Annotated in this window: 8 protein-coding genes; 4 read left to right on the top strand and 4 right to left on the bottom strand. The window is 50.4% G+C overall.

The genetic code is table 11. The features are described 5' to 3' along the window. The first annotated feature begins 154 nt into the window (after window positions 1-154). The 4 genes from ACJ8W9_RS01355 (at window position 155) to ACJ8W9_RS01340 (ending at window position 9,068) form a co-directional block, all read left to right on the top strand. Window positions 155-1,435 carry a citrate synthase gene (locus ACJ8W9_RS01355; RefSeq protein ID WP_411358139.1) on the top strand — a complete coding sequence of 427 codons (1,281 nt, stop codon included), beginning with the start codon at window positions 155-157 and terminating at the stop codon, window positions 1,433-1,435. 246 nt (window positions 1,436-1,681) lie between these two features. Further along, window positions 1,682-2,761 (top strand): efflux RND transporter periplasmic adaptor subunit, encoded by a 1,080-nt coding sequence (locus tag ACJ8W9_RS01350; RefSeq protein ID WP_411358138.1) that lies wholly within the window; start codon window positions 1,682-1,684, stop codon window positions 2,759-2,761. After that, window positions 2,758-6,009 (top strand): efflux RND transporter permease subunit, encoded by a 3,252-nt coding sequence (locus tag ACJ8W9_RS01345; RefSeq protein ID WP_411358137.1) that lies wholly within the window; start codon window positions 2,758-2,760, stop codon window positions 6,007-6,009. The genes ACJ8W9_RS01350 and ACJ8W9_RS01345 overlap by 4 nt, the downstream gene beginning before the upstream one ends. Then, window positions 6,009-9,068 carry an efflux RND transporter permease subunit gene (locus ACJ8W9_RS01340; RefSeq protein WP_411358135.1) on the top strand — a complete coding sequence of 1,020 codons (3,060 nt, stop codon included), beginning with the start codon at window positions 6,009-6,011 and terminating at the stop codon, window positions 9,066-9,068. The genes ACJ8W9_RS01345 and ACJ8W9_RS01340 overlap by 1 nt, the downstream gene beginning before the upstream one ends. Here the strand turns inward: ACJ8W9_RS01340 and kdsB are convergent. The 4 genes from kdsB to msbA are packed head-to-tail and all read right to left on the bottom strand — an operon-like array spanning window position 9,046 to window position 12,731. Next, window positions 9,046-9,798 carry a 3-deoxy-manno-octulosonate cytidylyltransferase gene (gene kdsB, locus ACJ8W9_RS01335; RefSeq protein WP_411358134.1) on the bottom strand — a complete coding sequence of 251 codons (753 nt, stop codon included), beginning with the start codon at window positions 9,796-9,798 and terminating at the stop codon, window positions 9,046-9,048. The two genes, ACJ8W9_RS01340 and kdsB, sit on opposite strands and share 23 nt — an antisense overlap. Then, window positions 9,795-9,992 (bottom strand): Trm112 family protein, encoded by a 198-nt coding sequence (locus tag ACJ8W9_RS01330; protein ID WP_411358133.1) that lies wholly within the window; start codon window positions 9,990-9,992, stop codon window positions 9,795-9,797. Before ACJ8W9_RS01330 ends, kdsB begins: the two co-directional genes overlap by 4 nt. Further along, window positions 9,982-10,980: a tetraacyldisaccharide 4'-kinase gene (gene lpxK / locus ACJ8W9_RS01325; protein ID WP_411358132.1), complete on the bottom strand. Its 999-nt coding sequence runs from the start codon at window positions 10,978-10,980 to the stop codon at window positions 9,982-9,984. Before lpxK ends, ACJ8W9_RS01330 begins: the two co-directional genes overlap by 11 nt. Further along, window positions 10,980-12,731: a lipid A export permease/ATP-binding protein MsbA gene (gene msbA / locus ACJ8W9_RS01320; RefSeq protein ID WP_411358131.1), complete on the bottom strand. Its 1,752-nt coding sequence runs from the start codon at window positions 12,729-12,731 to the stop codon at window positions 10,980-10,982. The genes lpxK and msbA overlap by 1 nt, the downstream gene beginning before the upstream one ends. Window positions 12,732-12,757 lie beyond the last annotated feature (26 nt).

The following is a 12,757-nucleotide window of genomic DNA, read 5'->3' as shown; positions in this document are numbered from 1 at the left end:
ACAACTTTGCGTAACAATGCCACGTTTACTTGATCGAGCGCAGCTTCATTAACCGATCTAAACGGCCGTTTGAATTGACAGTCGCGGTTAAGATCAAGTAAATTACAGCGCCTTAATTAAGTGATGAAGCAGACTAGAACAAGGAGATTTCCTTATGGCTGATCGTAAAGCCACCCTGCAGATTGACGGCCAATCCATTGAACTACCAGTGTTATCTGGTACAGCCGGCTATGATGTAATTGACGTGCGTACTTTAGGAAAACACGGGTACTTCACGTTTGATCCAGGTTTTTTAGCAACCGGTTCATGCGAATCAAAAATCACCTACATCGATGGTGAAAAAGGCATTCTACTGCACCGCGGATATCCTATTGATCAGCTAGCAACACAAGCCGATTACCTTGAAGTATGTTACATGCTCTTGCACGGTGAAGCGCCGACGGCAGAGCAATACGATAACTTCAAGAGCACCATTACCAAGCACACTATGGTGCATCAGGGTTTACACAATTTCTTTAATGGTTTCCGTCGTGATGCTCACCCAATGGCAATGTTATGTGCCGTTACCGGTGCGTTGTCGTCGTTCTATCATGACGACTTAGACATCCACGATGAAAAACAACGTCTGCGCAGCGCGTATCGTTTGATTGCCAAAATGCCAACCATCGCAGCGATGGCTTACAAGTTCAGCATTGGCCAGCCGTTTGTTTATCCGAAAAATGATCTGTCGTACTCAGAGAACTTTCTCAACATGATGTTCTCAGTGCCTGCTGAAGATTACAAAGTAAATCCGATTATCGCAAAAGCGATGGATCGTATCTTCACGCTGCATGCCGACCACGAACAGAACGCGTCAACTTCAACTGTGCGTTTGGCGGGCTCTTCAGGCGCCAACCCATATGCATGTATCGCCGCAGGTGTTGCCTCATTGTGGGGTCCAGCACACGGTGGTGCGAACGAAGCATGTTTGCGTATGTTGAAACAAATCGGTTCGGTCGACAACATTCCTAAGTACATCGAAAAAGCCAAAGACAAGAACGACCCGTTCCGTCTGATGGGCTTCGGTCACCGCGTCTATAAGAACTTTGACCCGCGCGCGACCGTGATGCGTGAGAGCGCGCACGAAGTATTGAAAGAACTGAAAATTCAAGATCCACTACTTGATGTCGCAATGGAACTTGAGCGCATTGCACTTGAAGATGAATACTTCGTTGAGAAGAAACTCTATCCAAACGTAGACTTTTACTCAGGTATCATTTTGAAAGCAATTGGTATTCCGACCAACATGTTTACCGTGATCTTTGCTTTGTCACGTACCGTTGGCTGGATTTCACACTGGCACGAAATGATGGGCGAAGCGAACCAGAAGATCGGTCGTCCACGTCAGCTGTATACCGGCGAAACGCAACGCGAATTTACGCCAATTAAACGTTAATTAGCGAATTTCGCTAAGGTTTAGTAAAAAGCACGCTTCGGCGTGCTTTTTTTGTGCTTATCAGCAACCGAAGGTTTGCTATTTTTAAACAACCACGCCCCATTCAAATCAATAAAATCAGCAGCTTACCTGTCTACTCAAAAATATTTATCATTTTGGCACGCTCTCTGCATAAACCTTTGCAACCGCTGCAACGTCTTAATCAGCAGCACGAACAAAGAGAAAATAAAAACAGGGCTTACTCAAATGAATACTACACGTTATGTCGGCTTGGCCGCTTTAATTCTGACTTCAAGTCTGTTGCTAAACGGTTGCGGTCAAGCCGGCGCCTCAAATCAATCCGCAGCGCAAGAAGCCGAGGTGGTGCGCATTCCTGTTGCTACAGAGCAAGTGCAACGTGGGGCCATCACCTCGAGTTTCCGCACTACGGCAACCCTCGAAGCGCGGGAAGAAACTGACGTCATCAGTAAAGCCAACGGTATCGTTGAACAGTTGCACGTTGAGGAAGGTGATTACGTTGAAGCTGGTCAGCTCCTCGCCAGTTTGCGTGATGACGAATACCGTATTCAATTAGCGCAAGCCGAAGCAGAGTTGAACAGCATTCAGCAAGAATTACGACGCGTGAAAGACATGGCCGAGCGCGACATGATCAGCGCTGATGCCTATGACAAGTTGCGGTATCAAGCAGATTTATTAAAAGCACGCTATGACATGGCAAAGCTTAACCTTGCCGAAACTGAGATTCGCGCACCAATTGCTGGCTTTATCGCAACCCGCTACGCCAAAACCGGTAACATGATCAGCCAATATCAAGCGCAAAAGCTGTTCCACATTGTGGCCCTAGACGAACTACAAGGGAATGTGCACCTGCCGGAACGCGAACTGCAATTTGTTGCCGTTGGCCAAACGGCGGAACTGGAAGTGAGCGCAATGCCTGGCAAAACCCTGACCGCTACTATCGATCGCATTAGCCCTGTGGTTGATACTCAATCAGGTACATTTAAAGTGGTCCTCAGTGTCGATAACAGCAACCGTAGCTTGAAGGCCGGCATGTTTGCCCACGTCAAATTGCACTACGCTACCCACGACGACGCTATTACGGTGCCGCGCTACGCAGTACAAAGCCTCGATGGCGCGCACAGCGTATTTACCGTTGATGCTGAAGGAGTAGCGCATAAGGTCGATGTGACACTTGGCTTTGAAGACGAAACGCATGTGGAAATTTTATCGGGTATCGATGCCGGTCAACAGCTGGTGGTGAGCGGTCAAGCAAACCTGAAAGATGCGGCTCTAGTTGAAGTTATCAAGAGCGAGCAACAATCATGAGTTTAGCCAAATTAGCGGTACGGCGGCCGGTCACGGTCGCCATGTTCACTCTGGCAGTACTGTTGTTTGGCATGGTTTCACTCGGTCGCATACCGGTCACCTTGCTACCTGATCTGTCGTATCCAACCTTAACGGTTCGCACTGACTACCCTGGCGGTGCGCCAAGCGAAGTAGAACAACTGGTAAGCAAGCCGATTGAAGAAGCGCTCGGCACGGTAAAAGGCGTGCGGCGTATTGAATCTATTTCGCGTGCCGGGCAAAGCGATGTGTTGCTGGAGTTCGCTTGGGGCTCCGACATGGACATGGCCAGTCTTGATGTGCGCGAGAAAATGGATCTGGTGCCGTTACCTCTAGATTTAGAAAAGCCGACGCTACTTCGGTTTAATCCCGCCGAGGAACCCATCTTCCGCGTCGCGCTTGGCTATCAATACCTAGCAGACCCCAACGTGGACGAATTAAAGCGCCTGCGTACCTTTGCCGATGAGGAACTCAAACGTCACCTTGAGAGTATTGAGGGCGTCGCATCGGTGCGTCTCGGTGGTGGTTTAGAAGACGAAATTCAAGTCTTGGTCAACGAACAAAAAGCGACGCAACTACAAATTCCGATGAGCCTCATCATGCAGCGCTTGAACGAGGAAAACATTAACTTATCAGGCGGTCGGCTTGAGGCGCAACGGGCTGAATATTTGGTACGTACGCTTAATCAGTTCGAAGATTTAGATGACATTCGCAGCATCTATATTGCCACCCGAAATGAGCGCCCTATTCTGTTAAACGATATCGCGACCGTCACCAATAGTTACAAAGAACGTGACTCAATTAGTCGCATTGCCGGTAGCGAAGCCGTTGAAGTTTCACTATACAAAGAAGGTGATGCCAATACGGTGCAGGTTTCAAAGGCAATTCAAAGTCATTTGGCATACCTCCAACAACGCGAGGTCATTCCAGCACAATACCAAATCACTCCCATTTCGGACCAAGCGGTATTTATTGAAGCCGCAATAGCAGAGGTGCGTGATGCGGCGATTTTTGGCGGCCTCTTGGCGATGGTTATCATTTATCTATTTTTACAGCGAGTGTGGCCTACGGTCATTATCTCGCTCGCTATTCCTATTTCGATTATCGCCACCTTTAACCTCATGCATGGCTATCAGATTTCACTGAATATGATGTCGTTGGGCGGTATTGCGTTAGCGGTGGGAATGTTGGTCGACAACGCCATCGTGGTCTTGGAAAATATTGCTCGCCACAATGAATCCAGTGACGCAGCCACCGCAGCCGAACGCGGCACCACTGAAGTCACCGGAGCGATTATTGCTTCAACCTTAACAACCATGGCGGTGTTCTTTCCATTGGTATTTGTCGAGGGCTTGGCAGGACAATTGTTTGCCGACCAGGCCTTAACTGTCACTTTCTCGTTGTTAGCATCGCTACTGGTTGCCTTGACCTTGATTCCGATGCTTTCAGCCAAGCAAAAAAGCGCTGATGCCGCCATTACTGCACAACAACATTTTGCTCCAGCGGCTGAGCGTTCAGGTTGGCGTTTCTGGCTCGTGGCACCGTTGTTATTGCTGTTTCGGTGGTTACCTCTCGCCATCGTAACAGCCGTCACTTTTATCTGGCGCGGGCTGGGCAAAGCACTCGGATGGTTAGTGCGACCTTTATTGCGTGGCTTCGACTGGCTCTATCAGCGTCTTGCAGGTGGCTACCAGCGCTTGCTCAATGCCGCGTTAGCAAAGGCCAAACTCACCCTCGCCGCAATCGTGGTGGTCGCTGCCGGTTGTTACGCCCTGGTACCGTTGCTACCGGTAAGTTTGCTGCCAAGCATGGCACAGGGTGAATTCTACGTAGAAGTTGAATTACAACCTGGGGCAACCATTAGCGAAACCGATGCAGTGCTGAATGGTCTCGCAACCCACTTAGCCGCGAATGAAGAACTCAGCCAAAGCGTTAAACAGGCCTATAGCATCGCCGGGACCGGTAGCTTGCTCAATGCCGCACCAGGCCAGAATGGCAATCAATGGGGACGCTTTAATGTGGTCATGGCCGATGCCAGCAATGTGTTTGCCGAGCAACGCGTGCAGAACTACTTGCGCGAGTACGCCGCCCGCATTCCCGGTGTGAGTGTCAAACTCGGCCGCCCTGAGTTATTTAATTTCAGCAGCCCGATTGCGATTGAAATCACTGGTTATGAGCTTGAGCTGTTGCAACAAGCGGCACAAAAAGTTGCGACTGAATTAGGTCAAGACGCACGTTTTACCGATATTCAAACCAACATGAGTGATGGTCAGCCAGAAATCGCGATTCTCTTTGACCATGCACGCTTGGCGCAATATGGCTTGACCAGCGCCACGGTTTCCGAGTTACTCGCGACCAAAATTGGTGGCCGCGTGGCAACCCAGTTTAGTCTTGAAGATCGGAAAATTGATATCTTGGTGCGCAGCCAACAAGCTGATCGTGATTCGTTGCGCGATCTGCAACAAATGGTGGTGAATCCCGGTGCGGAACGCGAAATCCCTTTGCAAGCAGTTGCTGACATTCAACAGATCATGGGGCCTAGTGAGATCACCCGTATCGACCAAGAGCGTACCGCTGTGGTGAGTGCTAACCTTGCCTATGGCGACCTTGGTGCAGCCGTCGCGGCCGTAGAACAGATGCTAGACGAGGTGCAACTCCCGCTTACCGTCGACGCCAATATCGCCGGACAAAATGCCGAGATGCAGCAGTCATTTCGATCACTCCAAATGGCCTTAGCCTTGGCTGTGTTCTTAGTCTATTTGATTATGGCCTCGCAGTTTGAATCGCTGTTGCACCCGTTCTTCATTTTATTCAGCGTGCCGTTGGCGGGGGCCGGATCGGTACTCGGCTTGTATTTGCTGGGCACTGAACTCAGTGTGATCGTCTTTATTGGCTTGATCATGCTCGCCGGGATAGTAGTCAACAACGCGATTGTCCTTGTTGACCGGATCAATCAACTGCGCCAGCAAGGTGCTGAACGCTTTACCGCGGTTTCCCAAGCTGCGCAGCAACGCTTACGCCCCATTTTGATGACGATGTTTACCACGGTGCTCGGCTTATTGCCGCTCGCCTTGGGGCTGGGTGAAGGTGCGGAAATTCGCGCACCGATGGCGATTAGCGTCATCGCTGGCTTGCTGTTCTCTACCCTACTTACCTTGCTGTTCATCCCTTGCCTGTACTTACTCGTTGATCGTAAGCAAGTGCGGACTGTGACAGAGGAGCAAGCCTAATGACTGCTGCTGAAATAGGCGCTAGCCTTGCCCGTCTTGCCTTGCGTCGCCCAGTCACTATTTGCATGCTGTTTGTCTCGATGCTACTGCTCGGCGCGATCAGTTCGCGTCTCCTGCCGCTGGAGAAGTTTCCGGGTATCGAAATACCCGAAATGGTAGTGACCGTGCCCTACCCTAATTCAACTCCAGCTGAAGTTGAGCGCCTGATCACGCGCCCATTAGAGGAAGCTTTGGCGACTATTAGCAACATCAAACGTATGCGTTCCTATTCCTCTGGCGACAACGCGCAAGTGGTGTTGCAATTCGAATGGGGTGAAGACATCAATGCCAAAAGCATCGAAGCTCGCGAAAAAGTCGATGCAGTCAAACACTTGTTGCCGGATGATATCGAACGCGTTCAGGTGATGCAGTTTAACACTGAGGATATGCCGGTATTCCAGCTACGGATTTCCAGTCAGCGTGACCTTAACAACGCATACGACTTGTTAGATCGCAGCTTACGGCGGCCAATTGAAAGGGTCGAAGGTGTATCACAAGTCACTTTGTACGGTGTTGAGAAACAGAACATTGTGATTCGCCTTGATCAACAGCGCTTGCTGCAACATCAGCTCAATGCCGCCGACATCACTGCGCGCTTGCGAGCAGCGAATTTCTCGTTGACCGCTGGCTATATCGAAAACGACAACGAACGTATCTTGGTGAATCCAGTTGGCGAGTTTCAGTCTGAGTATGAGATTCGGCAATTCCCGATTACCACTCAGCTTAAGCTCGGCGATATCGCCACAGTGCAACGCGAAATGCCACGTAAAACCGATGGACGTCATTTAGACCAAACTTATGCGATTGGTATGGATGTGTTCAAAGAGTCGTCGCAAAACTTGGTCGAAGTTTCTGAACGGGTGCGCGCGGTGGTTGATGAGATACGCAATGACCCACAATTCAACGGTATCAATCTATATGTGATGGATGACACCGCGAAAAGCGTCAAAACTTCACTCCACGACCTCTTGATTGCGGGTCTCATTGGCGCCGGTTTATCCTTTATCGTGCTGTATTTGTTTTTGCGTAATCTGGTCACCACGCTGGTGGTCGTGTTGTCAGTGCCGATAGCCATTTGTATTGCACTGGGCGGTATGTACTTTCTTGGCTATTCGTTGAATGTACTATCGCTGATGGGCTTAATGCTCGCCGTGGGGATGTTGGTCGACAACGCAGTGGTGATCACTGAGAGTATCCAGTACGAGGTTGAACAAGGCTATCAAGCCGAGCAAGCAACTTTGAGGGGTGTCGGCAATGTGTCGTTGGCGGTCCTCGCCGGTACCCTTACCACAGCGATTGTCTTTTTACCCAATATTTTTGGCAAAAAGATCGACATCACGATATTTCTTGAACACACGGCTATCGCTATTTGTTTGTCGCTTTTGGCTTCGTTGTTGATCGCACAGACACTGATTCCGCTGTTGGCCAGTAAACTGACACGGGTGATGGGCTCACGTAAACCGCAAGAACGCCCGTCGCGCTATCGCAAGCTGTTGCAATGGAGCTGGCGTCACCCGCGTTGGACCGGCTTCTTTGCCATCCTCGTTTTAGCCAGTATTGTGGTGCCCATGGGCGCTGTCACCGGCGATCAAGATCCTGAAGGATTTAATGACCGCTTATTTATCAATTACAACCTACACCAACAGTACAGCCTCAAAGAGGTCGAAGATGAAGTCAGTCAATTTGAAGACTTTCTCTACGCCAACGAAGAGGCGTTCTACATTGATGCGGTGTACTCCTATTACACGCCTAACCACGCGATCTCTACGGTTTTATTGCAGCCTGAGCGGCCGGTTAAAATGGGCGAGTTAATGGAAACCATGCGCGCGCAATTTCCGAAAATGTTGCGCAGTGAACCGCAATTCGGTTGGGGCGGTGGTAATGAAGGCATTAGCATTACCCTCAATGGTCAATCAACCCAGGTACTACAAGAGTTAACTGAGCGCTTTATTCCGCTGTTGGCGAGCATCGAAGGCTTGAGTGATTTGCGCAGTGAGGCAGAAGCAGGCCAGTTTGAATATGTCGTGCAAATCGACCGCGAACGCGCCCACCGCATTGGTTTAAGTACCGCCGCTGTTGCCCAGCAAATCGCGACAGCACTGCGCGGCCAACGGCTGCGCTCATTCCGTGGGGACCCAAATGGCGAGATCCCATTACGCATCGCCTTCGATGAAGACTTGGAAACGTCGCTGGAAGCCCTGCAGAATTTACCAGTCATTCAGCTTGATGGGCGTACAGTACCCTTGGCGGCCGTAGCTGACTTTCGCATCCAGCCAAGGCTGGGTGGAATTCGCCGCCTCGACCGCCGCACCTCGTTGGCGATTCAAGCAAATATTAACAACGAGGTGTTAACGCTTGATCAGGCCCGCGAGGAAATCACTCAATTACTCGACCAAGTAACTTTACCGGATGGTTATACTTGGTCACTTGATGGCAGTTTTGAACGCCAACAAGAAGCGGAAAATGTGATGTTGGTGAATACCTTACTTGCCGTAGTCATGATCTACATCGTGATGGCGGCATTATTTGAATCAGTGTTGCTGCCGACCTCGGTGATCACTTCGTTATTGTTCTCAATAGTCGGGGTATTCTGGGCCTTGATGCTCACCGGCCAAGGGATGTCGATTATGGCCATGATCGGTATCTTGATATTGATGGGTATCGTGGTGAATAACGGCATTGTGCTGGTCGACCGGATTAATCAGTTACTTGCCGAAGGTCAGACGTTGGAACATGCCATTATTGAAGGCAGCGTTAGCCGCCTACGGCCGATTCTGATGACGGTCGCGACCACCGTTTTGGGCTTAGTCCCCTTAGCATTTGGTACCACGCAAATCGGAGGTGACGGCCCGCCCTACGCGCCAATGGCGATTGCTATCATCGGGGGTCTGTTGCTATCGACGCTGACCAGTTTGTTCTTGGTCCCGTATGTCTACGCACGGCTATTGTGGTGGCGGGAGCGTTGGCACGCGCTCAAAGCACGTGCCGGCGGCTATGTTAGTCGAGTAATTGCTGATTAGCACGATCAAGGTCGGCTGGCGTATCAATGCCAGCCGGCGGATTGGCAATAGCCTCGGCTACATGAATACGCTCGCCATACCAAAGGACCCGTAATTGTTCTAGCGATTCGATTTTCTCCAAGGGACTCGGTTCCCACTCGATGTAACGCCAAACAAAACCAGCGCGGTAAGCGTAAATACCGATATGGCGTTGGTAGTTCGCCAGTTCACCGATTTTGCCATGACCCAGCGCGTCACGTTCGTACGGAATAGGCGCTCGCGAGAAATACAACGCATAGCCATTGCTATCGGTCACCACCTTTACCGCATTTGGATTTAGCACTTCTTCAACGTTATGAATCGGCACCGCCAAGGTGGCCATTTGAGCGACCTTTTGATTGCGCAGATTATCTGCCACTTGGCGGATAATTTCCGGTGGAATAAAAGGTTCATCACCTTGCACGTTGACCACGACTTGATCATCAGCAATCGCCAAATAATCAATCACTTCAGCAATTCGTTCGGTACCTGACTGATGATGCGGGGCGGTCATCATCGCGCGCCCACCGAATGCTTCAACCGCATCAACAATGCGTTGATCATCGGTCGCGACAATGACTTCGGCGGCACCAGCAGCGGTGGCGCGTTCATAAACACGCTGAATCATCGATTTGTTGCCGATCATGGCAAGTGGCTTGCCCGGTAATCGCGTCGAAGCATAGCGGGCGGGTATGATGACAGTGAAACTCATTTGGGCAACTGCTCCAATTCGTCAGCGCTTACTTGCCGCGCTGCACTCTCTAGTAAATGGGGGATTTGGTTACGGACCGGATAGGCGAGTCGATCGCCACGGCAAATCAATTCTTGTGCTTCAGCTTGCCATAGCAGCTTACCCTTGCACAGTGGGCATACTAATAATGCAAGGGTGCGTTCATCAAGCGTCATATCGTGCGTTCCTTAAAGCCTGCTGCAATTGCTGCCAAAATGCCTCGGGCAGCTGTGCTTTCACCGGCAAATAATAGCAAGCTTGCGCGGGGTTGCCACGCCATTTTGTGGCATCCTTTTCGGTCATCAGCACTACATCATAGTTACTCACGGCAGCGTAGTCGGCATCGCTAAATGCATGATGATCGGCAAATGCGCGGGTCGTAAAAGCTCGTTTTTCTATGGTTCCTACCGTAGCAAAAAAGCGTTCAGGATGACCAATGCCAGCCAATGCTAAGGTTTTACCCTCTGGTAAAGTAGCCACCGGCGAATCGTCGCTAACCCGCCGCCAAGGCTGCGCTCGCAGTTCCATTAGATAAGGCTGTAACGCAAATGGTAACGAGTTCTCAAGCTTGCCATTACTTATGACCGCATCGACCGATTTAAGGCGCGCAGGCGCTTCTCGCAGTGGCCCCATAGGTAAACGCCAACCATTGCCGATACCGCGCTTGCCGTCGATAACCGCAATTTCAAACTGCCGTGACAAGGCATAGTGTTGCAGACCGTCGTCACTGATAATCACTGTGATACTGGGCGCTTGTTGTAGCAGCCATGCGGCCGCTTCGTAACGGTCAGGTGCTACCACCATCGGCACCTGAGTGCGACGTGCGAGCAACAGGGGTTCATCACCGCAACGTTGCGCATCGCTCTGCGGAGTTACATTATAGGGAAAGGGACCACGCCCGCCGTAGCCACGCGAAATAATTCCCGGACGTTCGCCCTGCGCTTTGAGGTAATCGACGAGCGCCAGTGTCACTGGCGTTTTACCAGTGCCACCAACGCTGATGTTGCCCACCACAATCACTGGTACCGGTAGTGGTTTCGCAGGAAAGTAACGGAAGCGCAACCGACGCAAACCGCTCAGCGCGACGAATAGCAGTTGCAACGGCCAAAGTAACCACAGCCAAAGCGGCGCCCGAGATTGATACCAGGCTCGCTGTAGACGCATTAATGCACCTCGCCACCGAATTGTAGGCTGTGTAGTTGGTAGTAAGCACCCTGCTGTTCGAGCAATTGTTTATGGCTGCCGCGCTCAACTACGGCACCATCTTCCAGCACAATGATCTCATCGGCCTTTTCGATGGTCGATAGGCGGTGCGCAATCACAATTGAGGTGCGGTTTTGCTGTAGATCCTGCAAGGCACTCTGAATGTGACGTTCAGATTCGGTATCCAATGCCGATGTTGCCTCATCCAGAATCAAAATTGGCGCATCGCGCAACAGAGCACGCGCAATGGCAATACGCTGCCGCTGACCACCAGAGAGCATGACGCCATTCTCGCCGACCATGGTATCCAAACCATTCGGCAAGTTATCGGTAAACTCAGTCACGTAAGCACGTTCCGCCGCTTCGCGGATGCGTTCTGCAGTCACTTCGCCATGCGCACCGTAAGCAATATTGTTGGCTATCGAATCGTTGAACAAAGTGACATGCTGAGACACCAAGGCAAACTGTCGGCGCAGTGACTTCAGCTTGTAATCATAAATATCACTGCCATCGAGTTTAATCACGCCTTGTTGCGGGCGATAAAAGCGCGTGATCAAATTCGAAATAGTCGACTTACCACTACCTGAACGGCCGACAAGTGCAAGAGTTTTACCCGGTTGCAAATGGAAACTGACATCATCTAAGGCAGGAGCGTCGGTGTCATCGTAGTTAAAGGTGACGTGCTCAAATTCGATTTCCCCACGCGCTCGGTCAATGACTTTATTGCCGCTATCGACTTCTGGTTGCTCGTCAAGCACAGCGAAAATGCTCTGCGCGGCCGCAATACCTTTTTGAAAGTCAGCGTTGACCGTAGTCAGTTGTTTCAACGGACGCAGCAACATCAACATGGCCGTAAGCAAGGTGGTAAATGCACCGGCAGTTAACTGTGTTAGCATTTCGGGAAAACTCGCCAACACCAATACCATCGACAAACTAAATGAGGCAATCAACTGAATCATCGAAGTACTGATAGTTTGTGAATTGATCAACTTCATATTCTGATTGCGCGTCACGTTGACGACGTCATTAAAACGCTTCGATTCGCGTTTTTGACCTTCGTACATCACTACGACTTTATGCCCGTTAATCATCTGTTCAGCAGTGGTCGTAACGTCCCCCATCGCTGCTTGAATGCGACTTGAGACTTTGCGAAAACGTTTGGAGACCACTGAGACAATTTTGGCAATCACCGGTCCGACGATCAGAAATACCAGAGATAATTGCCAGCTGTGATAAAACATCAACGCCAACAGGCCAATCACGAAAGCACCATCGCGCACCAAGATTAACACGGCACGACTCGTCGCTTCGGCAACTTGTTGAGTGGTGTACGTAATTTTAGAGATCAAATCACCAGTCGAGTGCTTGTCGTGAAACGACACCGGCAATTTCATCATATGGTCAAATAACTGCTGCCGTAGCGTGGTCACAACGCGAAAGCCGACCCAGTTCAAAAAATAGGTCGAAATAAAATTAAATAGCCCGCGCAGCACAAAAATAATCGGTACAAAGACCGCACCATAAAGCAATATCGTTGGATCGCTCTGGGTCAAACCATCGTCGATAAGCGTTTGGATTTGCGAAAAGAAGAAGGTATCAACACCGGCATAACCGATCATGCCAAAAATCGAAAAGATAAACGCCGCACGATACGGTTTGATGTACGCCATTAAGCGGCGAAAGGTCTTTTGTTTTACTGTCTCTGCAGTCATGCATCAGATTCATATAGCAAATAATG

This window comes from Pseudidiomarina salilacus (assembly GCF_047323925.1).
Taxonomy (GTDB): domain Bacteria; phylum Pseudomonadota; class Gammaproteobacteria; order Enterobacterales; family Alteromonadaceae; genus Pseudidiomarina; species Pseudidiomarina salilacus.
This window is presented reverse-complemented; position numbering and strand designations above follow the sequence as displayed.